At 39.4% G+C, this 22,878-nt stretch carries 19 protein-coding genes, 1 tRNA gene and 1 pseudogene; 5 read left to right on the top strand and 16 right to left on the bottom strand.

Annotated features, from left to right (window positions below; genetic code table 11):
- Window position 1 precedes the first annotated feature (1 nt).
- On the bottom strand, window positions 2-3,295 hold the full coding sequence (locus PG766_RS01995) for a DUF5717 family protein (RefSeq protein WP_270590324.1): 3,294 nt from the start codon (window positions 3,293-3,295) through the stop codon (window positions 2-4).
- 132 nt (window positions 3,296-3,427) lie between these two features.
- Here PG766_RS01995 and PG766_RS01990 point away from each other — a divergent pair, with 132 nt between their 5' ends.
- Window positions 3,428-4,522: a pyridoxal phosphate-dependent aminotransferase gene (locus tag PG766_RS01990; RefSeq protein WP_055297027.1), complete on the top strand. Its 1,095-nt coding sequence runs from the start codon at window positions 3,428-3,430 to the stop codon at window positions 4,520-4,522.
- 267 nt (window positions 4,523-4,789) lie between these two features.
- On the opposite strand, the gene PG766_RS01985 is transcribed toward PG766_RS01990, so the two are convergent.
- From PG766_RS01985 to PG766_RS01960, 6 genes are all read right to left on the bottom strand, one after another.
- The gene (locus PG766_RS01985) at window positions 4,790-5,134 is read right to left on the bottom strand and encodes a cupin domain-containing protein (protein ID WP_008375282.1); all 345 of its coding nucleotides are present in this window, start codon (window positions 5,132-5,134) and stop codon (window positions 4,790-4,792) included.
- A 52-nt stretch (window positions 5,135-5,186) separates the two neighbouring features.
- Complete coding sequence (locus PG766_RS01980) at window positions 5,187-6,473, bottom strand: O-acetylhomoserine aminocarboxypropyltransferase/cysteine synthase family protein (protein WP_117558238.1); 1,287 nt, start codon at window positions 6,471-6,473, stop codon at window positions 5,187-5,189.
- A gap of 154 nt (window positions 6,474-6,627) precedes the next feature.
- Window positions 6,628-7,611 carry a DNA/RNA non-specific endonuclease gene (locus PG766_RS01975; RefSeq protein WP_243014314.1) on the bottom strand — a complete coding sequence of 328 codons (984 nt, stop codon included), beginning with the start codon at window positions 7,609-7,611 and terminating at the stop codon, window positions 6,628-6,630.
- Window positions 7,608-8,099, bottom strand: a complete 492-nt coding sequence (locus PG766_RS01970) for a ribonuclease Z (RefSeq protein WP_118198305.1) — start codon at window positions 8,097-8,099, stop codon at window positions 7,608-7,610. The genes PG766_RS01975 and PG766_RS01970 overlap by 4 nt, the downstream gene beginning before the upstream one ends.
- A 156-nt stretch (window positions 8,100-8,255) precedes the next feature.
- Window positions 8,256-11,456, bottom strand: coding sequence for a carbamoyl-phosphate synthase large subunit (carB, locus tag PG766_RS01965; protein WP_008375273.1), 3,201 nt, complete (start codon window positions 11,454-11,456; stop codon window positions 8,256-8,258).
- Window positions 11,456-12,526: a carbamoyl phosphate synthase small subunit gene (locus PG766_RS01960; RefSeq protein WP_117558244.1), complete on the bottom strand. Its 1,071-nt coding sequence runs from the start codon at window positions 12,524-12,526 to the stop codon at window positions 11,456-11,458. The genes carB and PG766_RS01960 overlap by 1 nt, the downstream gene beginning before the upstream one ends.
- Window positions 12,527-12,763: 237 nt before the next feature.
- Between PG766_RS01960 and PG766_RS01955 the strand changes: the two genes are divergently transcribed.
- Window positions 12,764-12,836, top strand: a tRNA-Thr gene (locus PG766_RS01955).
- An 89-nt stretch (window positions 12,837-12,925) separates the two neighbouring features.
- On the opposite strand, the gene PG766_RS01950 is transcribed toward PG766_RS01955, so the two are convergent.
- The 7 genes and pseudogenes from PG766_RS01950 to PG766_RS01920 all read right to left on the bottom strand — a co-directional run bounded on the left by PG766_RS01950 (window position 12,926) and on the right by PG766_RS01920 (window position 18,452).
- Window positions 12,926-13,132, bottom strand: coding sequence for an alpha/beta-type small acid-soluble spore protein (locus PG766_RS01950; protein ID WP_022220917.1), 207 nt, complete (start codon window positions 13,130-13,132; stop codon window positions 12,926-12,928).
- A gap of 228 nt (window positions 13,133-13,360) precedes the next feature.
- Window positions 13,361-13,954 (bottom strand): annotated as a pseudogene (locus PG766_RS01945) (peptidoglycan-binding protein); the annotation flags it as partial.
- Window positions 13,926-15,641 (bottom strand): recombinase family protein, encoded by a 1,716-nt coding sequence (locus PG766_RS01940; protein WP_270590323.1) that lies wholly within the window; start codon window positions 15,639-15,641, stop codon window positions 13,926-13,928. The pseudogene PG766_RS01945 and the gene PG766_RS01940, both read right to left, overlap by 29 nt.
- Before the next feature lie 48 nt (window positions 15,642-15,689).
- Window positions 15,690-16,166, bottom strand: a complete 477-nt coding sequence (locus PG766_RS01935) for a recombinase family protein (RefSeq protein ID WP_118198307.1) — start codon at window positions 16,164-16,166, stop codon at window positions 15,690-15,692.
- Between the two features lie 56 nt (window positions 16,167-16,222).
- The gene (locus tag PG766_RS01930; RefSeq protein ID WP_118198308.1) at window positions 16,223-16,525 is read right to left on the bottom strand and encodes a hypothetical protein; all 303 of its coding nucleotides are present in this window, start codon (window positions 16,523-16,525) and stop codon (window positions 16,223-16,225) included.
- Between the two features lie 162 nt (window positions 16,526-16,687).
- The gene (locus PG766_RS01925; RefSeq protein ID WP_118198309.1) at window positions 16,688-17,083 is read right to left on the bottom strand and encodes a hypothetical protein; all 396 of its coding nucleotides are present in this window, start codon (window positions 17,081-17,083) and stop codon (window positions 16,688-16,690) included.
- Window positions 17,055-18,452, bottom strand: coding sequence for a reverse transcriptase domain-containing protein (locus PG766_RS01920; RefSeq protein ID WP_118198310.1), 1,398 nt, complete (start codon window positions 18,450-18,452; stop codon window positions 17,055-17,057). The genes PG766_RS01925 and PG766_RS01920 overlap by 29 nt, the downstream gene beginning before the upstream one ends.
- A gap of 663 nt (window positions 18,453-19,115) precedes the next feature.
- Between PG766_RS01920 and PG766_RS01915 the strand changes: the two genes are divergently transcribed.
- Window positions 19,116-19,988, top strand: coding sequence for a transposase (locus PG766_RS01915; protein WP_118198311.1), 873 nt, complete (start codon window positions 19,116-19,118; stop codon window positions 19,986-19,988).
- 126 nt (window positions 19,989-20,114) lie between these two features.
- Here the strand turns inward: PG766_RS01915 and PG766_RS01910 are convergent, their stop codons facing one another.
- Together PG766_RS01910 and PG766_RS01905 are read right to left on the bottom strand one after the other, a co-directional pair.
- Window positions 20,115-20,318, bottom strand: coding sequence for a hypothetical protein (locus PG766_RS01910; RefSeq protein ID WP_118198312.1), 204 nt, complete (start codon window positions 20,316-20,318; stop codon window positions 20,115-20,117).
- Window positions 20,319-20,522: 204 nt separating this feature from the next.
- Window positions 20,523-20,855: a helix-turn-helix domain-containing protein gene (locus tag PG766_RS01905; RefSeq protein ID WP_118198313.1), complete on the bottom strand. Its 333-nt coding sequence runs from the start codon at window positions 20,853-20,855 to the stop codon at window positions 20,523-20,525.
- A 132-nt stretch (window positions 20,856-20,987) separates the two neighbouring features.
- Here PG766_RS01905 and PG766_RS01900 point away from each other — a divergent pair, with 132 nt between their 5' ends.
- Together PG766_RS01900 and PG766_RS01895 are read left to right on the top strand one after the other, a co-directional pair.
- Window positions 20,988-21,821 carry a hypothetical protein gene (locus PG766_RS01900; RefSeq protein WP_182438563.1) on the top strand — a complete coding sequence of 278 codons (834 nt, stop codon included), beginning with the start codon at window positions 20,988-20,990 and terminating at the stop codon, window positions 21,819-21,821.
- Between the two features lies 1 nt (window position 21,822).
- Window positions 21,823-22,866, top strand: a complete 1,044-nt coding sequence (locus PG766_RS01895) for a hypothetical protein (protein ID WP_118198315.1) — start codon at window positions 21,823-21,825, stop codon at window positions 22,864-22,866.
- The last annotated feature ends 12 nt before the right edge of the window (window positions 22,867-22,878 follow it).

Genomic DNA, 22,878 nt, shown 5'->3' with positions numbered 1-22,878 from the left:
TTTAGTAAGCAACAAAAATATCCTCAGCAAGCTGTTTTTCTGTTGCAAATTCCTTCATCGCGATTGCCAGTGCTTCATTCTTCAGTGATGTCATATCATTCAGTCTTCCAAATTTTCCGATTGGTCTCACCTCACGCGGCTTATAGTCACTTTTTTCCGTAACCGTCACCTTATCCTTATTCGTCTCTGTAAAATAATAACGCAGAGATTCATCACCAAACAAAATAAAGCTCTTGATATAAGTGTCTTCATATGCCGGAAGCAGTATTTCTTCCTGATAATTCATATTATCACTTTCGCCTTTCCGTATCTGGTAGGAAATTGCCACTTTGCTTCCAGGTTTTGCGTGATATTCAATCATCGTCTTATCATAAAGCTGCACTTCTCTGAGCCAGTTCTCCGGATACTTCAAATAGAAAGAAAAATACAGCTGTTTTTCACACATTTCGCGCAGGAATTCCCGTAGCATCGGTTCCAGTTCCTGATGCACTTCCCTGCTGGAATAATATTTTAGCAGGGCGATCTTACAGATATCCGGAAGATCTTCCTCTTTGCGGTATTCATTTGCGATGATTACAAAAATACATCCTTTTACCTGGCGTCCATTCACCACATATTCTCTTGAAACATAAGCAAGATATGCTCTCTTTAAACGGAAATACGTTCTTCCTTCATAATAATCCGCAAAAATTTCTTCCTCACCAAACATAGTTTCCGAGAAAAGCATCTGCGTAATGATTCTTTCTGAAAGCTTGTAGGTTGTAATATCATAATCTCTTGCCACATGCCAGAGTTTCTTCATATTACGGGTCGATCCACAATAATACTCAGCAAGATAAGACAGCGTCTGCTTATCATACTGATCTTTCAGAAACAGTTCAAAGCATAATGCCAGAAGAAAATCATCCTCCTCCGTACCTTCTTCACGCAGGCGCATACTGCACATTTTAAACACTTCTTTTTCATCTGTCATCTCCAGCCCGTGCTCTCTAAGCATATCCCAGGTCAGTTCTTTTTTCTCTTTCTTCCGTTCCTCTTCCTCATGCTCTTCCTGATATTTTTTGCAGATTTCCATATACCGGTTCTCATAGAACATCCTCATAGTCTCATATGGAATGGAATCAATGTAATGGCGGCCGTCTTTTGATTCCCAGACAATCCGTGCGTCTTTATTGTATAAATATACAATCACTCCATCCGCACTGTACTGTACCTTCTGACTGATCGTTCCGTCAGGCTCGATCACCATGACAAACGCCATGTTCTTTACCGTTGTCTTAATCTCATAAGCATGGCAGATATCATAAACTGCCCGAATTCTTTCTGGTGTCATATCCCGCTCAGTACAGCAGCGTTTGTAAATAATATGCAGAATATCATTGATCCTTCGATTCTCAAGCTGCATCCAGGCAAACCGCTCCATCTGCTCTCTGTAAGCACTGTAAAGCTCACTGCTTTCTTCCTCACAGTTAATCAGATTTGCATACAACACCGCTGCTTTTTTATATTCCAGTGTATTTCCATGCCGGAAGTAAAGTAATACGGATTTTGGAAACTGTCTGTCCAGATATTTGTCATCCACAGTCATCATATAATATTCAAAAAGCTGCGCAATCTTCAGATCTTCTTTTACTGCCAAGGCATACCACTTGAAGCATTCCGGTGTTGTCCGATTGCCACGGATCAGATGGGTACAAATTGCTGTCAGAATCTGTGGATCCGGGAAAATCCGATAAACCTTCCGCATCACAACATCCAGATTCTTATCATAAGTCCGCTGTTGGGATGCAAGATTCGCCATATAAAGCGCAATTTCCTTTGTCAGAACTCCGTGCTTCTGCGCAAAATTGAGAATCTGTACTTCAAATGCCGAGAGCTTTTTCAGACAGGTTGGCTTCTCCAGAAAACACCGGTATGCCTGCCAGTACAGAATTACCTGGTTCGCACCGTTGCTGCAGTGGCGTTCCAGAACCTGTAATTTTTTGCTGTAGTTTTTATATTCCGGATCAATGTCAATCAGCATACACACAAGCTCCCATGAAGTTGGTTCTTTCATATATGCCTTATTCAGTTCTTCAATTGCTTTGTTAACCTGGCTGCCTGATTTTCTCAAAAGCGCAGTCAGATACAGATAATACGATGAAATGACCGAATCCTTATTCACTGAGAAACGGCTGTAATTGTAATCATCCAGAATATCACTGGCCTTGTCCGGCTCCTTACAGAGCAGATTAAGATGTGCATCAAACAGTGGATAAACATCTCCGTCTTCTGAATATATATCCAGTCCCTTCAGTTTTTCTCTTGTTGCGTCCGCCCAGGCTGTCAGATCCTTTCCTTCCGCATTGCACGCAAGGAAATCCTTTATGATTGATGCAATCGTCTTATCTGCCACACGTCTGTTTTCTGCATGATCCTTGTGATTGGCCAACATTACCTCATAGGTCAGCGATTCATACGGACTTTCAAAAACAATCTGTCCATAATTATTTCCCGCATGAGCCTTTTCCGGATGAATGATATAACTGAAATCAAACAGATTTCCCACAAAATCGTCCGTTGTAAAGTTATCCCTTCCAATCTGGATAAAATCACCGCTCACATGCACCTTCACAGGCATAAATCCCCAAGTATTCTTTGTAAAATGAATAATCTCACGGGTTGCTTCTTTTAAATTGCGGAAGGTTCTCTGATTCCGTCCCATTGTCAGGAAAATACATTCTTTCTGTTTGATTCCGACCAGAAATTCTTCCATCGCCTGCTCACCGAGAGACCATTTCCTAATATTATCATAAAGTGCCTTTATCCTTGGCTCTTCATACTTTATCACGTCATAAAAATCGCGTGATCTGAAAAGGCGGTGTGCCTCAATAAAGTTCTCCATCGCCAGCCTTTTAAAATCACGGATATTCTGTACTCTTCCACAGGAAGTCTCGACTGATGGTTTTTCAATGATCGCAGTAAAGTTTACCTCAAATTCTCCACCATTACATACAATCGTAAACTTTCCCTGTTCAACATGCCCGGGAGCAAGTCCGCTTCCATCATAAGTAAAACGGAGCTCCACCGGGTTGCCCTCAAATCCCTGTTCTTCTAAATGTATACGAAAAGAAGAAGAATATACAAGTCCTCTGATATCTCCTTCTTTCCTGTTCTTCAAAATGAAACTTCCCTGGCAGGACTCTCCTTCCCCGATCGTCATCTCAAGATTCGTTACCGGCAGTACAATCTCCGGATGAACGGTTCGAAAATCTCCTTTGGAAAATTTTTTTATTTTATTCTTCAAGCTTGCCACCTACTTCTGCATTGCATTTTTTCAAAAAGACATTATAATAAATTATAGCATTATTCTGCATATCAGGCAATGCGGAATACCCGTTTTTTTTAATTCACAGATTTTTGTTATACACAAAGGAGAATACTATTTATGGAAGCAAAACCGCAGTTTCATGGAAGTGACACCGCTGCTGTCGCCGCATTTTATCATGTACCGGTGGACGAGATCGTCTGCTTTGGAGCCAATGTCAACCCACTTGGATTATCCAAAAACCTGAAAAAAGATCTTGCTGCACATCTGGATCTTCTCAGTAGTTATCCGGACCGAAATTACACTACTTTGAAAAAAGTGATTGCCGATTACTGCCAGATTTTACCGGAACATGTAATCGTCGGAAATGGTTCTACCGAGCTGATCTCTCTCCTGATCCAGACACGGAAACCACAAAAAACACTGGTTCTTGGACCAACTTATTCCGAGTATGGACGTGAACTGGATCTGGTGGGAAGTTCCATCCATACTTACCTGTTAAAAGAGTCAGATCAGTTCCATCTTGATATCCATGCCTTCTGCGAAGAAATCAGGAAAGGCTATGATCTGGTGATATTATGTAACCCGAACAATCCGACTTCGTCCGCTCTCAAAATGCCTGAGATCCAGACCATTCTGGACTGCTGCCGGGAGGCTGGCTCTTTCTTGATGATCGATGAGACTTACGTTGAATTCGCACCGGATATTAATGAAATTTCTTCCATGTCTCTGATTAGCAGTTTTGATAATCTGATGATTCTCCGTGGCGTATCCAAATTTTATGCCGCACCTGGTCTCCGCCTCGGCTACGGTGCAACCAGTAACAGCCAGTTTCTTCAGGATCTTCTGCTGATGCAGAACCCATGGAGTCTGAACAGCCTCGGCGCTTACGCTGGTGAGAAGATGCTCCAGGATCAGGAGTATATCCGGAAAACACGGGATCTGATCCTCTCCGAGCGAGACAAAATGTGCACTGAAATCTCCAAAATCAATGTGCTGACTGTGTATCCTGCTTATGCGAATTTTGTACTGGTAAAGATTGAAAAAGAGGGAGTTACTTCTGCGGATGTGTTTGAATTTCTGATCAAGCAGGGTCTGATGGTGAGAGACTGCTCCAGCTTCAAAGAACTGGGCGGGGAATACTTCCGGTTCTGCATTATGGCTCCGGAAGATAATAAGAGACTGCTTCAAGGAATACAGGATTTCTTTGCATAATGTTTCCTATCCCCACAAGAAGACCATTCACTAAATCACCAACTCTTATTTCTAAAAATTTTGAGCAGCACAGGATCCCGGCGCAAATGATATTGAATCGTTGCGACTAAGAGCACACAAAAATAGGGGTGGTGTCCGTGTTCACACGAACATCATCCCCTTTTTTGTACAAGTTTCGGAGTTGCCATGCATCCGTATGAAACTGCCAGTGACAGTTTCATAGGTGACGATCAATATCATTTGCGCCGGGATCCGTCCCTCTTCACACTATTCTTTCAAAATAAGCGCCACAAACACAAGATCTTCTTCCCCCGCATTCTTGATGCCATGTCCATTTCCGTCTGCGCAGAAAGTCACATCACCAACTTCTACCGGATATTCTTTGCCATTATCATTGTAAATGCCTGCCCCTTTTGTCAGATAGTAAGTCTCAGTCTCTCCATGATGCTCATGATATCCGATCTCACATCCAGGTTTTAACGTTACTTCATTGAACATCTTGCAGTACGCGCCGAGCTGTTCACCTTTGATCAGTTCTTCCTTCAGGATATAGCCTGCGCCACCCGCTACATTTTCTGCTTTGATTGGTTGTCTTTCTGATTTCTTTGTCATGACTCTTTTCCTCCTGTCTGATCAGATTTCTTTATCTGTCATTGTGACACGATTATTGAATTGCGTCAAGTGCCGCAGAAATATCTGCAATCAGATCCTCTTTATCTTCAAGTCCCAGACTGATACGAATCAGTTCTGCCGGAACTCCTGCTTCTTTTAACTGCTCATCATTCATCTGGCGATGTGTGGATGTTGCCGGGTTCAGGCAACAGGTTCTCGCATCTGCCACATGGGTTTCAATCGCTCCAAGCTTCAGATTCTGCATGAATACGGAAGCAGCTTCTCTTCCACCTTTCAATCCGAAAGATACCACTCCACAGCCCCCGTCTGGCATGTATTTCTTTGCTCTTTCATAGTATTTGTTAGATGGAAGTCCTGGATAATTGACATAAGCAACCTTTGGGTGCTGCTCCAGAAATTCTGCGACAGCCTGTCCGTTCTCCACGTGTCTTGGCATACGCACATGAAGAGATTCCAGTCCGAGATTCAGGATAAATGCATTCTGTGGTGCCTGGATCGATCCGAGATCACGCATCAACTGAGAAGTACATTTTGTGATAAATGCGCCTTCTTTTCCGAATTTCTCAGCATAGGTAATTCCATGATAGCTTTCATCCGGTGTGCAAAGTCCGGGATATTTATCTGCATGAGCCATCCAGTCAAATTTACCACTGTCTACGATTGCTCCACCGACTGCTGCTCCATGTCCATCCATATATTTTGTAGTCGAATGTGTCACAATATCTGCTCCCCATTCGATCGGATGACAGTTGACCGGTGTCGGGAAGGTATTATCCACGATCAGCGGTACACCATGCGCATGTGCAACCTTTGCAAAAAGCTCAATATCCAGAACAGTAAGTGCCGGATTGGCAATCGTCTCACCAAACATCAGCTTTGTATTTGGCTGGAATGCCGCATTTAATTCTTCTTCTGTTGCATCCGGAGAAACAAATGTTGCGTCAATTCCCATTTTCTTCATTGTCACACTGATCAGATTGAAGGTTCCACCATAAATCGAAGATGAAGCCACAATATGATCTCCTGCTTCACAGATATTGAACATAGCAAAGAAATTCGCTGCCTGTCCGGAAGAAGTCAACATTGCAGCTGTTCCGCCTTCCATCGCCGCGATCTTTGCCGCTACGTGGTCGTTAGTCGGATTCTGCAGACGGGTGTAGAAATATCCGGATGCCTCCAGATCAAATAATTTTCCCATATCTTCACTTGTATTGTATTTGAATGTCGTAGACTGAATGATCGGAACCTGTCTCGGCTCTCCATTTCCAGGTGTATATCCTCCCTGCACGCATTTTGTTCCCATATGATAAGTATTCATGAGAAAGTTCCTCCTTTTTCTTTTACACATTTCCTCTAATGTATATTCATTAAGTATGTTTTCTATTATAGCAGAAAACGGGAGATTTTGTTTAAAAATCTCCCGTTTGTTTTATATTTTTCGCAGAATATGCAGTTTTTCTTTTATTTTCCTCTTACGGTTTACATCTCCCACACGGGCTATACCCCTCTTTAATCAGTTCTTCTCTTGAACCAGTAAATGTTTTTTTATTTCCTTCTTTGATATCTTTTACTCCTGAACACTCCGGCGTATGGAACTTCTTTGTATTTTCATTCAACACATACGTCTTTTTCTCTGTATTTCCACTGGTTTTTCCCGTACCCGCTGACGCATCCTCATCGGAAAGCACTGCCTTTCCCGTTGCATAATCAATCGTAATTCCCGGCTGTACATTATAGACATACACATTAAATTTCACACCTTCTCCATGATCCTCCACTGATTCTGCTTCCATTAAAACTCCGGATGCAACCAGATTCTCCCCTTCAAATACCGGTGTGACACGATACATTACATGATTATCTGTCTCTTTGATGTAGTCGGCAACCATATTTTCAAATGGCAGCATTCCATCCACATTCATATAGCGGGTTCCTGTAATCAGATTCTTTTCGTTTGCATTTTCTGCCGTCAGCTGATAGCCTATCAGATGACAACGGTTGTAAAGATATTTTCCATCCACATTGTCAAATTTTATTGTCTGCCATCCGGACGGTTTCACCTGTCCAATCTTTCCTCTTTCCCCGGTCGGCATCAGATCTGTCCCAATGTTGGACGCGGCAACACCGCATCGTCCCAACTCATCCAGATCACTGTAGCTTTCATAAGACTGATCTGTCAGCTCATCTTCGGTAAAATCCGGTTCATTATCGTCAATCACTACATACGGTGTTCCGCTGTATACCGGAATATTATCCAATGTAGCGCTCACCGGATCCTGGCTGCCACCTGCTGTCGATTCATTTTCTCCGCTACCTGACTGTTTTTCAACTACTGCTGCCTGACTGTTTCCATATGATGCACTTTGCGCATCTGCTCCACCTGTGCCACACACTGTCAGAAACAATGCAAACGTCAGAAGCAGCACACCTCTCATTTTTCCAATTTTCTTCTTCATAGCAATCCCTGCCTGTTGTAAATTTCTTTTGTAATCTTCTCATGGGAGTAACCGGAAAAATCTTTTCTCTCTTCCAGTCTCCACTTGCTTAAATCTACCTCAAAAAATACATCTGCCGGATAATCCCGGTTCCATTTATACAGAACAATCTCTGTAATCTTCCCCTCATATCCAGCCAGATTCTCCCCCTCAACAAAACAGAAATCCTCTTCTTCTGCCTTTTCCAGAAAATTCCGGTCAACCTTCCACATTTTTTCATCCTCCAGGTACCCTGCGTCCTGTATTTTCTTCCCAGTCCCAGTTTCCTGGCATACCTCTTCTTTTGCTTTAAAGACTTCTTTAAAAAGCTTATCTGCCTCCGGCGCCATCCAGAGCACATTCCCTCTCGTCATCTCAAGAATATCCTCTGACACTATCCGGTCCCGGCTCACTCTCCTGCCATTAAAGCATATCCCCATCCGATTATCCACACATACAATAGTTTTCACACTACAAAACTCCTTCCCCGCAATTCCGACCAATATCCGAAATTCTCTACACAGCTTCACATTCTTTTGCCACTGTAGCGTCCGTCTCGTCCCTGCATTTTCCATAACACAAACAGGCAGAGAATCCAATCCCTGCCTGTCCGTATTCATAACATCTTATTCAACTTTCGCAATATCAATCAGTGTAAGCTGACGGATATCTGTATTTTCCAGACTTGTCACAAGTGCTCTTGCAGTATCCATAGCTGTCAGTACATTGACACCTGTCTCGATTGCATTACGACGGATTACAAATCCATCTCGTGCATGATCTGCTCCCTGTGGAGGAGTATCAATTACAAGGTCGATCTCGTGTCCAAGGATCAGATCCATCAGGTTCGGTGATTCCTGCTCAATCTTATTGACCGGAATTGCTTTTACGCCACCTTCTTTTAATGCATCAGCTGTACCGCGTGTTGCAAAGATGCGGTAGCCAAGTGCCTCAAATCTGCGTCCGATCTCGACAGCTTCTCCCTTATCCTCATCACGAACAGTCATGATCATGTTCTTATATTTTGGAAGGTTGATTCCAGCTCCAAGGAACGCTTTGTAAAGTGCCTCGTTAAATGTAGTTGCAATTCCCAGACACTCACCTGTAGATTTCATTTCCGGTCCAAGGCTGATATCTGCACCACGGATCTTCTCAAATGAGAATACCGGCATCTTGATTGCAATATAATCAGCTTCTTTCTGAAGTCCCGGTGTGTAACCCATTTCTCTGATCTTATGTCCGATGATTGCTCTTGTAGCAAGCGGAACGATCGGGATACCTGTTACCTTACTGATATAAGGAACGGTACGACTTGAACGTGGGTTTACTTCGATGACATAAACATCTTCGCCACATACGATGAACTGGATGTTGATCATACCAATTACGTGAAGGGCTTTTGCAAGACGCTTTGTATATTCTTCAATTTTACGCTTTGTCACTTCAGAAATGCTCTGCGCAGGATATACAGAAATACTGTCACCAGAATGGATTCCGGCACGCTCAATATGTTCCATAATACCAGGGATCAGAATGTCTGTTCCGTCACATACTGCATCGACCTCAATTTCTTTACCGACCAGATATTTATCAACCAGAATCGGGTGATCCTGTGCAATACGGTTGATGATTCCGATAAATTCATCAATATCATGATCGTTGATTGCAATCTGCATTCCCTGTCCGCCAAGTACATAAGAAGGACGAACCAGTACCGGATATCCGAGACGGTTGGCAACCTCTTTTGCTTCTTCAGCGGTAAATACTGTATCTCCCTTCGGACGTGGAATATTGCACTGTGCAAGGATCTCGTCAAAGAGCTCTCTGTCCTCTGCAGCATCTACATCTTCTGCGGAAGTTCCAAGAATCGGCACTCCCATCTTCATCAGGGATTCTGTTAATTTGATCGCAGTCTGTCCACCAAACTGAACAACTGCTCCGTCCGGTTTTTCCAGGTCTACAATGCTCTCTACATCTTCCGGAGTAAGTGGTTCGAAATACAGCTTATCTGCGATATCGAAATCGGTACTTACAGTTTCCGGGTTGTTATTTACGATAATAGTCTCGTATCCTTCTTTTGCAAATGCCCATGTACAATGTACAGAACAGAAGTCGAACTCGATACCCTGTCCGATACGGATCGGTCCTGATCCAAGTACTAGAACTTTCTTTTTGCCGGAAGTCTCTTCTACTTCGTTCTGGCTTCCGAATACAGAATAATAATATGGGGTCTCTGCCGCGAACTCAGCCGCACAGGTATCAACCATCTTGTATGCTGCAACGATTCCGTTTGCATGACGCATATCGTGGATTTCTCTCTCATCTTTTCCGGTCAGTCGTGCAATAACATTATCCGGGAATTCAATACGTTTTGCTTCTTTCAGAAGTTCCGGTGTGAGTTCCTGTGTCTTCAGAGCCTGTTCCATCTCAACAAGGATCGCAATCTTGTCGATGAACCATTTGTCGATCTTTGTGATCGCATGAATCTCGTCATAAGAGATTCCTTTGCGGAGTGCTTCTGCGATCATCCAGATTCTGCGGTCATCTACGATTTCCAGTTTTTCCAGAATTTCTTCTTTGGAAAGTGCTGAGAAATCATAAGAAAGCAGGCAGTCTACATGCTGCTCTAGAGAACGGATTGCTTTCATAAGAGCTCCTTCAAAGTTATCGCAAATACTCATAACTTCTCCGGTAGCTTTCATCTGTGTCGTCAACGTTCTCTTTGCACTGATAAATTTATCGAACGGAAGTCTCGGCATCTTAACAACACAGTAGTCAAGCATTGGCTCGAAGCTTGCATAAGTTTTCTTTGTAACTGCATTCTTGATCTCGTCCAGTGTATACCCAAGGGCAATCTTTGCAGCAACTTTTGCGATCGGGTATCCTGTCGCTTTGGAAGCCAGTGCAGAAGAACGGCTTACACGCGGGTTTACCTCAATTACACAATATTCAAAAGAGTCTGGATGTAATGCGTATTGTACGTTACATCCACCAGTAATATTCAGTTCTGTAATGATATTCAGTGCCGAAGTACGCAGCATCTGATATTCTTTATCTCCAAGAGTCTGGGAAGGTGCAACAACGATACTGTCACCGGTATGAACTCCGACCGGATCAATATTTTCCATATTACATACAGTAATACAGTTTCCGGCACTGTCTCGCATTACTTCGTACTCGATTTCTTTCCATCCTGCAATGCAGCGCTCTACAAGAACCTGTCCTACACGTGACAGACGGAGTCCGTTCTCAAGGATTTCTTCCAATTGTTCCTGATCATGTGCGATACCACCACCGCTTCCGCCGAGGGTATATGCCGGACGAAGAACAACAGGATATCCGATCTTATCTGCAAACGCAACACCATCTTCTATATTTTCAACGACCAGCGAAGCTGCAACCGGCTCACCGATCTTTTCCATGGTATCTTTAAATTCCAGACGGTCTTCTGCTTTCTTGATGGTTTCCGCCGTTGTACCGATCAGTCTCACATTATGTTCCTTAAGGAATCCTGCTTCTTCCAGTTCCATTGCAAGGTTCAGTCCGGCCTGGCCTCCAAGGGTAGGAAGTACGCTGTCCGGTTTTTCTTTAAGGATCAGCTGTTCTACAACTTCTACCGTAAGTGGTTCGATATAAACGCGGTCTGCAATATCTTTGTCCGTCATGATCGTTGCCGGGTTCGAATTCAGAAGTACAACTTCAAGTCCTTCTTCCTTCAGTGAACGGCATGCCTGTGTTCCGGCATAGTCAAATTCTGCTGCCTGTCCGATTACGATTGGACCGGAACCAATAACTAATACTTTCTTTATGTCTTTATTTCTTGGCATTATTTTGTTCCTCCCATCATATCCATAAATCTGTCAAACAAGTAACCAGAATCCTGTGGTCCCGGGCAAGCTTCCGGATGGAACTGTACTGTGAAAATATTCTTTCCAACGTATGACATTCCTTCGTTTGTATTGTCATTTACGTTCACAAATGCAGGTACTGCAACGCTTTCCGGAATGCTATCAGCATCTACAGCATAACCATGGTTCTGGGAAGAAATATAAACTCTTCCTGTCTGCAGATCTTTTACCGGATGATTTCCGCCCCTGTGTCCGTATTTCAACTTATAGGTCTTACCACCGTTGGCGAGTGCCATCAGCTGATGTCCCAGACAGATTGCAAAGATTGGGATCTCTGAATCGTATAATTTTCTGATTTCTTTAATAATGGAAGTGCAATCCGCCGGATCGCCAGGTCCGTTCGACAGCATGATACCGTCCGGATTTGCGGAAATGATCTCTTCTGCAGGTGTATTTGCCGGGTAAACGGTAACTTCACATCCACGATCATTTAAAGACCTTGCAATGTTGTTCTTAGCACCAAAGTCCATCAATGCAACTTTTGGTCCATTGCCTTCTAAGACATATTTTTCACTGCAAGTTACTTTGGAAACTACATCTCCTACTTTGTATGCATGAAGTTTCGGAAGTACCTCGTCCAGATTGTAATTTTCATTCGTTGTGATCATACCATTCATTGTACCCTTTTCGCGGAGGATTTTGGTAAGTGCTCTGGTATCAATTCCTGCAATTCCCGGAATATCCTGTTCTTTCAGGAAATCCTGAATTGTACCTTCACAACGGAAGTTGCTTGGCATTCTGGACAATTCTCTTACAATATAACCATCCGGCCACGCCTTCTTGGACTCCATATCCGGTGTAATACCATAGTTTCCGATCAGCGGATATGTCATGACAACGGCCTGTCCGGCGTAAGAAGGGTCTGTCAGCACCTCTAAGTATCCAGTCATTGAAGTATTGAATACAATCTCACTAATCATATCTTTTGTTGAGCCGATGCTTGTGCCTTCAAACACAGTTCCGTCTTCTAAAATTAGAAACGCTTTCATATGTTCACCTTATCCCTTCGTAATACTCTTTTATTCTCAAAAAAGGGGCACTCTTGGAGTCTTTTCAATTCCAGAGCGCCCACACTTTCTCAAATTGTAAAAAGTTTACCATATCTGGTTACAGATTTCAATACCTATTTTTTATGTTTATTTTAAAGTGTAATTTTTTTAAAAAAGAGTTGCTTTTATTCAAAAATTTGATATAATATAATTCGTGACTGCGAAAGCAGTACGAATGCTGGAATAGCTCAGTCGGTAGAGCACTTCACTCGTAATGAAGGGGTCGTCGGTTCAAGTCCGATTTCCAGCTTAGTGATCAGAGAAAAAGGGAGTGCCTGTTTATCAGACATTCCCTTTTTGTATCCGGCAGAAATGCCTGTGATACCTTCACTGACTGTCCTATCGACCGGACATCTGTTTTTCCTGTTCTTCGATCATTTTCTTGACCATATAACCTCCGACAGATCCGTTCTGTCTTGAAGTTAAGTCTCCGTTGTACCCGTCTGATAACGGTACTCCCAGTTCGCTTGCAACCTCGTATTTAAATTTGTCCAGTGCACCTTTTGCTTCTGGCACGGCTGCTCTGTTTGATGAACGACTTGCCATATTCATTTCCTCCTTTTTTGTAACATTTTGTTTTGTGTTACGCTCCTAGTATATGGAGAATAAATTCAGATTACACTGGGAGGTTTTGTTAATTTTAGCATTTTTTATTTTGCAGTAATCTGCACCAGATGAGTATGAAACATTTTAAACTGAAGCATGACGCATTTGGTATTCTTTGCATAAAAGCAGACTTTGGGAGAAAACTTAGATCATAATATAAAATCCAAGTCAGGACAATTCTGCAATTCTGGATACACCTACATAAATTTCGGAAATTTTATACCATGTACGGTAATCAACAGTTCCGGTTACCGGAAGCCCGAACACCGACTGGAATTTTCTGACGGACGATGCTGTTGCCGGACCATAAATACCGTCAACTGTGATTTTCGGAATTGCCGGGTATGCACCGGCAATGACATTTAGCTGTTCCTGCATTTGCCGGACTTTTGTACCAGAAGAGCCCTGGGAAAGGGTATACCCTGGCCATGAAGACGGAATGCCTGAAATTTCTTCAGCGGTATTGATGTAAATATCATCTCCGTAATAATAGCGGAGGATTTCCGACGGAGAATACCCCTGATCACCAAGTGCTTTAGAACCCCATTGGGTCATCCAGTTCGGACACTGAACCTGTCTTCCGTCACAGTATTGTGTCAGAATCGGCTGCCTTACATTCGGTCTGGAAAGATAATCTGCAAACAGTTCGTCCACCACTGTAGAAATGGAGTCAAAAACATTTCGTTCCGGAATCCATTTGTGATCAAAAGCCGTAGAAGATGTAATTGTGAAATCATAGCCCTGATTGCGATACCCTTTCGTTAACGGTCATTCGTGGTTGGGGACAAAAGTGGTCTAAATCCACTTTGAAACGAATCACCACTGTATCATCTGTAATATCAATCCGTTCAATCAGCTTATTTACCAGTACCCGTTTTGTTGCGACATCTGCATTCATAAAGATATCTTGCCACGTTGGCAAATTATGATATAAATTTTCCCAATCCTCCTGACTCACTGAAAGATTTTTTATATTTGTTTCCAATTCCTCAACAACTGTTTTCTGTTTCGATGCTTTGTCTTTTTGCTTTTCAATACTCTTTGCAAGGTCTTCCAACGATAATGGGTATGTACCTGTAATCGCATTTGGAATTGCATCATTCAGAATATCAATATTTTTTTCGATTTCCTGTAAGTTTCGTTTCTCACGTACAAGAATCTGTTCCTGTCGCTTCTTTTCAAAAGACTGATTCTCCAAAATCTGTTCAAATATATTTTCATCTTCCTGTAATCGTCCGACATACTCAGATAATTTTTTAAATACGATTGGTTCTATTTTATCCGCACGAATCTGCTTCATTTTTTCATGTGGAACACCTTGCCACACATTTTGGCACTTATAAATACTTTTCTGAGAACTTCTACGTTCCCCTGTTCCTTTAATTGTCCAATAATCATACTTTGTACCGTTAGTCAGTTTTCGCCCACAGTAACCACAATAGGCTACATCAATCAAAGCTAGATTCCCATCATTTCGGGAAATAATAGTTGCTTTTTCATTCCATGGCTGTTTTTGATATTTTGTTCTGCGTTTCTGACGACTTATTTGAACTTTTTCCCATAATTCAGGATTGATAATTGTAATCTCTTTATTTTGTTTTTCGGCAATAATCCAATCCTTTCTATCTAAACTATGTGACATCCCATTTTGGGTTTCCCGTCTTTTGTATGCAGTATATCCTGCATAAATAGGATTGGTAAGAATGCTTGTAATTGTTCCGCTTTTCCATACATCATTTGGTGCTAAATTTTTATATCTGCTATCATTATTTAAAGAAGATGCAATTTTTCCAGAGCCAAATTCTTTATAAAATGATAACTCATAGATATACTTTACCACTTCTGCTTGTTCTGGTGCAATAACCAGATGTTTCAATGCCCTTTGATGTTTGCTATATTCTCCCGAATACTCTAATTTATATCCATAAGGAGCTTTACCTCCCATAAATTTTCCCTGTTGCACAAGTTTTTGGGCAGTGTCCTTTACTCGCATACCAGTATCAGAACTGCTTTTTTCTGCCATTGCATATCGCATGGATAACATCAGCATTCCCGTGATTTCTCCAAGGTCAGGAGTCAGCAGTCCATCTTTAACGGTATAAACATCTACTCCAAACTGTTTTAAGGACATAATATACATTGGAATCTCTAACATTCTTCTTCCAAGTCGGTCATCTTTATAAGCTAACAAAATATCATATTCTTTGTTTTCTGCATCACGTAAAGCTTCTTGTAAAACATCTCTGTCAGCTACTGAATTTTTATAACCACTGTTACTTCCCTCAAAATATTCTTTTGAATCTAAAATCCACTCCTCATGTTTCTTCACTTCCTCGACAACAATCTTGCGCTGAATAGATAAATCCCCATCAGCTTCCAACTGTTGATCAGAACTTACACGGAGTAAAATTCGTACTATCTTTTTGGTATCTTCTTTCACATCTTTCATTTGATTCTCCTCCTCGATCTAAAAATAAGACCATCTGTATTACATTTTCTAAATTGTATTAATATGCATCTCCGTATCAGAACTGCTTTTTTCTGCCATTGCATATCGCATGGATAACATCAGCATTCCCGTGATATCTCCAAGGTCAAGAGTCAGCAGTCCATCTTTAACGGTATAAACATCTACTCCAAGCTGTTTTAAGGACATAATATTCATTGGAATCTCCAACATTCTTCTCCCCAGTCGGTCATCTTTATCTGACACTAAAATGTCATATTCTCTGTTTTCTGCATCACGCAAAGCTGCCTGTAAAACATTTATGTCGGTTACTGAATCTTTATCCCCCACGTTATTTCCTACAATATATTCTTTTGAGTCTAAAATCCAATTTTGATGTTTCTTTACCTCCTCTATAATAAGCTCACGCTGAATAGATAAACTTTCATCCATCTCTGACTGATAGGTTGAATTTGCACGAAGTAAAATTCTTACTGTTTTTTTAGTGTTTTCTTTCATATTTTTCATTTGATTATCCTCCTTAGATATCTGAGTACAGTAATCTGTATTTCTTTATAAATCTGTTACATTTTCTGTGTTGTCTGTTCCTTTAGAAGCGTTAACATAATTTGTTTTACTTCTTTCAACTGTGTTTCTTCCATCTCGCAATTGTTTTGTTTAGGAAAATCCAATATAACTTTAAAACCATTTGCTTCTGTTTCAAAACATTTACGTGACACGTTCTTCAATTTTGCCTCCATAAATATATTACTTGTTACATCTTTATTTTCAGCAGACTTGTCACATTCCTTAGATGTAAATGTGTTTATTATATGTTCTTTCCCAGAGTGATTAAAAGATGGGAATTTAGAAATTTCCTGTTTCATATAGGTACCTCCAATAAATTCATATTGTTGATGCCTTTATTTTTCGAGAAAAGTTTCCTCACGGAGAAAGACAATCTGAATAATCCGCTTCATCTTTTGAATCATCGTAAAAGTGAATACCATTCGGAATTTTTTAATCTTGTAATATATATCTATCTGAAATCACTTTGTTTTTTTCTTACGCTTAAAAGCAGTATCATAATATTCAAGTAAATTATTTTCGGGATTCAGACTAGTCTTTACATCCTTCCTGTCTGAACTGTAGTCAACGACCTCGTCATAGTCATCCTTTGAAAATTTATATTCATGATGTTTCATTATTTTTAATTCTTGTAATTTGTACCAATTTTGTCTTAATGCATTTAGCTGTCGATTAAAACGAATGGTTTTGGGATAAAAAGTAATACCAATAATTGGCTCTCTGCCATCAGAAAAGCTACGAAAAAACTGTCCACAGCAGTGGCAAAGATAAAAGTAATTACCATCCAGTAAAAAATCTTTATTTAAAATTCCACACACAGGACATATTTCAACGTCGATATACATTATTCTTTTCATACACACTCACTCTCCAATCGGAAAATATTTGTTGAATTTCTTTCTCGAGCTGTCGTTGCCTTCCTGAAAATTGACTTATAAACTCCATGAAGTCGGATTGCATTTCTGAAAAGAACGGATAAGATGCCAGTGAGTAAAATGACAACCACCCCCTTATCACTTGGCAAATTTTTCCTATCTTTTCTTTTTCACTAGAAATAGATTCGTCCAATAAAATGTCTTTTGCCTTTTTCTTCAGCGATTCAATCGCCTTAGGAGCAGGAAAACATTTTATCTCTCCATTTTGTTTACAGATTCTCCATCCCAGAAAAACAAATCCATCCGTAACTTTGCACAGGGCTGTTTTTCCTTTTGAGAGCTTCAACCCTCTGGTAGAAAGAAAATCATCAATTTCCGGAAGCAACTTTGCTCGCAGGACAAAAGTCGCATATACATTAGTAGTAAAGAGAAAATCATCAGCATAGCGTATAAGAATCCCCCGTACATCAGAACCAATAGGCACAATATCTGCACCGAAAGGCTCAGCATCTATGCCGAAAGGAACATCAATGCCCGAAAGGGCACTTTTGCGGTTACTAACGCCGCATAAAGCTTTCCATTGATAAAGTCTTTCTCGACAAACACCCTCAATACCATCCAATGTCCAATTGCATAAACAACTGGATACACTGCCACCTTGCGGTATTCCTTTCTTTGAGGTATGGTAAGAGTTATCTTTTATGAATCCTGATTTCAAAAACTTTCGAAGAAGTTCTGGCTTTATTGGAAAATTTTCCAATAACCATTCGTGACCAATGTTATCGAAACAAGATTCTATATCTGATTTCAATACATATTCACAATCAGGATTTTTAGATAAATACTCTGTTAGCTTTGACACTGCACTTTTAACACTACGTCCTTTTCGGAAACCATACGAATGTTCATCGGCATGTAATTCAACAATTGGCTCTATTGCGAATTTATAAAGAACTTGCATTGCACGATCTTTATAAGTCGGAATTCCAAGAGTTCGATACTTTCCATTTGGCTTTTTGATATAAACTCGTTTCAGTGGACGTGGTTTATATCCTCGTAAACGTAAACTGAAAATTGCATTGAATTTATCAGTATCCGTCAGCCATAGAACATTATCTACACCTGCTGTTTTTTTGCCTTTTCTTGAACATACATGCTTGACAGCACAGGCTCTTGCATAGAACGAGTGAAACATGAATTCGGTCAAAGTTTTCCATTTACGGGTGTTGCCTTGTACATAAGCGACGTAAATTCGTCTTTGCAGCTTTTTAACTGACTTTTCCGCAACAGCGAAATCAATTTCACTCCAACAGGTAGGTCTGTTAGTAGAAGCATACGTTTTAGCGTTCATTTTGCTATCTCCTTTCAAAAGTTCTACAAGTACGAAAATATGAGAGTAAATATTTTATGGCATAGTTACCACCTCCTTTGCTTGAGATATATTTAGTTGTAATTTCATAAGATGATTTTTCACATCTCATGTAATATAACCATTGAGATAAAAATGTTCACTTTAGAAACTTCTGGGTTGAGCATTTTATGGCATAGTTTTCCGACCCCCTTGGTCTGAGCTTTATTTAGTTGTAGTTTTATGAGATGTTTTGCATCTCATGTAATATATAACCCGAGAGATAAAAATGTTCACTTTAGGAACTACATCCGGGTTGAACATTTTATGGCATAATTTTCCGCCCCCTTTGCTTGAGATATATTTAGTTGTAGTTTTTAAGAGATGTTTTTGTATCTCTTGTTATATATAACCCTAGTAATAAAATTATTCACTTTAAGAACTGATTGATGTATAATGCAATTATCAAGAGTTTTGCAAATGCAAACAGGCTGATGCTTGAATATTTTAAGACATAGTTTGCCCCGCCCCTCTTGAGGGATATTTTTTGGTGTTTTGTAAGATATTTATTTTTTATATATACTCTATAAAGATTAAGTGGAAATCATTCACTTTAAGAACTTATCAGTGTTTACTGCAATTACGAAAGAAAGTTGAGGATATAATATGGACTGGACTGAATTTAATAAACGTTTTCCAACGGAAGAAAGTTGTAGAAACTATCTTTTCAAAAAGAAATGGACAGATGGCTTTTTTTGCCCTAAATGCGAATGTAAAAAATATTGGCTACTTGATCCATATAAATATAAATGTCAGCAATGTGGATATCAGTCAACAATAACTACAGGAACTGTTTTTGAGCATACACATTTATCTATGCGTCAATGGTTTGCCGCAATTGAATATGTCGGCTCATGTGGTAATTCTGCAACAGCTTCTGGTTTAAATACTGAATTGAAAAATATAGATTTGGAAATAGGAAGTAATCGTACTCGTTTGAATATAATGAAAACGATTAAACCTGAACTGTTTACACACGATAAGAAGCAAATAAATCGCCCGCTTCGTGGAAAGATTGATATATATGTTGATAAAAATACCAATATTATAACAGCAGTAGAGGTTTATGACGGAAAAATCGACCATATTCGTTTATGTGAATTACCAGAATATACGAAAAAATATTATGACGAATTCATTCTGAGTAATATCAAAAAAGGAAGTATTCTAAAACGTGCATGTGGACTTTATACCGTTAGTTCTCAAATAGACGGATATATTACAAAATTTCGCGGAATTGAAAGTTATAATGCAATTTATGCTCGAATGGTTTATGAACATTTTCAAACAGTAACACATGAGAAACCAAATGAATCGTCACATTACATTGAAAATTACTGTAACTATATCAACGCTTTTACGGATTCCATCAGTTTCGATGAACTATTTGACAATATGTTAAACTGCAAGCCTAGAAAAAATCCACGAAAAGCAATAATAAAACAAATTAGACTAACAAACGGCAGAATGGGAAAATAGCCATAGTGAGAGAAAGAATTACCATTGATTTTGCAAATTTTGTTATCTAATGCATATAATTCCCCCTAAAAAAGCGGAGAGCAAAAATCTCTCCGCCTGATATCTGATTAACATACCACTCATTATTTATTGCACCGTATCAACAGAATACACAGTTCCATCAATGGTTACAGACAACATTCCATCCTCTTGTTTCTCAAAGCTCATATCATGCCCTGTCGTATCATAAAGAATCCCTAAAATCTGTTCTATATCTTGTGTAGAAAATATAGCTTTTTTTCTTTTGTCTAGTTCCTGAGTTGAATAAATCCTGGATTTGACTCTTTTCATAAATAACATCTTCCTTTCCTGATGTAAATTGATTATATTCTCAATCATATAAATAGAAGGTATTTCAGAAAATTTATGAAAATCTGACATCTAAGGTGGCTGACTGGTTCATTGCACCATTTTACCAATAGACTGGTAAAAGAAATGGAGAAGACCTTTGTCCTCTCCAAAAACCTATACATCATTTAAACTGTATCATGATTTCTATATTTCTTCTTTTCTTTTTTGATTTACCAACATAAATACTTTGCTCTGTTCAATGCAGATATACTGTTGTTCTTCGCTTAAAGAACGGAATACTCGCAACAGCTCATTTTCCTGACGGGTAGAACATTCTTTTACTGAATGATCTAACAGATAATCTGTAGAAACATCAAAAAAATTTGCAAACATTTTCAATGTGGCAAAATCAGGTTCACGCACATTCTGGACATAACTCCCCAATGTAGATGGTGCAATGTTTAATTTCTTTGCAAGTTCTTTTTGGGTAATGTCTCTTTCTTCAATTAAAGCACGTAGGTTATCTCCAAAACTCATAGTATTCTTCCTCCATATTCCAATACTATATGAAGAACTCTTTCTATTTCTTATAATACGCAAATAGAGTTGACAATACTCATAATGCGTTTTAAACTTAGCTTATACATATACAGAGAAAGGAGGATTGCAATGTCTTACAGTAATCAAATGATAGTTCATGCCGTTGATACAATGGAAAGCTATTTGAATAATAAATTGCCTGAAACAAAGCTATGGGAACATTCATTTATCAAGAAGCAGATTGACAGGCGAGAATATCAGGAAAATTTCACTATTGAAGACCATATTCGTGGAATGGTTTATTCCATGTTAAGTTCAGGTGCTAAATGGGACAGAGTTGTTGATGGGATCGATGATTCAACCGGAAAAATCACTCCTATAGATGAACTGTTTCATAATTACAACATGGAATATATTTTATCCAGTTCATCTGATTTCTTTACTGAAAGAATAAAGGAAATCTGTGGAGCAACACAAAGTACAAGAAAGCAGATGGAGGCTTTAATTAAAAACAATATTCCATTATTGTCCAAGATTGAAAATCAGTATGGTAGTATTGATTCTTGTTATAAAAAATACATAGCCGAAGATTCTACTTTGAAAGGGTTAATTGAAAAACTGTCTTCTCCAGAATCCTTTTTCAAAATGAATCAAATGGGAGAAGCACTCAATGCGGAGTATTTAAGAAATGTTGGGTATGATATTGCAAAACCTGACAGACATATCCGACGAATTCTCGGAAGTAAAATCTTAGGCTGTTCAAAATATGAAACTGTTCCAATATATGAAGCTATGGATATTATCCAGTCAATAGCTGAACAAATGGGAAAGCATTGTGCAGAAGTTGACTATCTCCTCTGGATGTATTGTGCAAACGGATATGGAGAAGTTTGTACTGTAAGGAATCCTAAATGTGATATATGCGTAATTAGAAACATTTGTAATTCAGAAAGGACGATTTAAAATGGCAAGTTTATTTGAAAAAGGATTTAACAAATTCGCAGATATGGGGAACGCACTAAATAAAGAAGCAAACAAATTAGTTGGAAAAGAAGTTTTTGGAGAAATCAAAAAAATCGAAGAGCCAAAAGTTTTTCCACCATTTGAAAGCTATCCACCTTGTACTGTTGAAGAACCCGAACAATGGACTGCTCTTACAGGAAATAGCAAGCAGTTTGAGTTGGATGGAAATATAATTAACGTGTCACAAGAATTAGATACCTGTTTCCAGTATAAAGATTTATTCAAACAATCCGCTCAATATTATGCAAATCGCTTTGAATTTAGATATCATCAGTGTGTAAAAGATTATGATACACTATTACATTATTTTGAAGACATGTACATGGAAGGATTGGCTCCGATGTTGGAACGTGCATACAGTCTATTTCTTGTTTTTGGTGTCTTTAATGTTGATAAACAGACTTTTTATAATTATCAATTAGATACATACAATCGTGCTGTCACATCATACAGTACTATGTTGGGAATAACATTAGAAAAGAAACAATCCGCTGATTCCTTTGGAAACAAATTAGGCAATTCTGTTCGATTACAAGGTGGTGGGTTTGGATTAAAGGGTGCTGCAAAAGGAATCGCAAAAGCAGAAACTTTTAACTTTGGAATGAGTGCACTTGGAAAATTTGTCTCTCATCAGTTACAAATGTCTGATGAAGAAAAAGCACAAATTTTTTCTAAATTTAAAGAAGATGTATTTTTTAAAGAAGTTTATAACGACTATCTTTGCACATTCTTCTCAATGATTCAGTTTCTTGCTGATAATGGAATATTAAAACAAATATATACTAAAACTGGAAATGAATATAATACGATGATAAATAATTTGAAAAATCCTATGTTCCCGAAAGATAGAGTAGGACAGCTTCTTGCAGACATGATTTCCAAATATCCATTTGCTCAGGCTGAATATGAATTACTTATAAATGTTTATGGAGAAAATGACGAAACCAGAGAAATTATCAATTATTTTAATTTTTCAATGGATTAATGGAGGGATTGA

Origin of the sequence: Coprococcus sp. LG101-27 (genome assembly GCF_027695515.1) — a bacterium.
GTDB classification, from domain to species: domain Bacteria; phylum Bacillota; class Clostridia; order Lachnospirales; family Lachnospiraceae; genus Allocoprococcus; species Allocoprococcus comes.
Note: the sequence above shows the minus strand (reverse complement) of the source record. Positions and strands in the feature narration are given on the sequence as shown.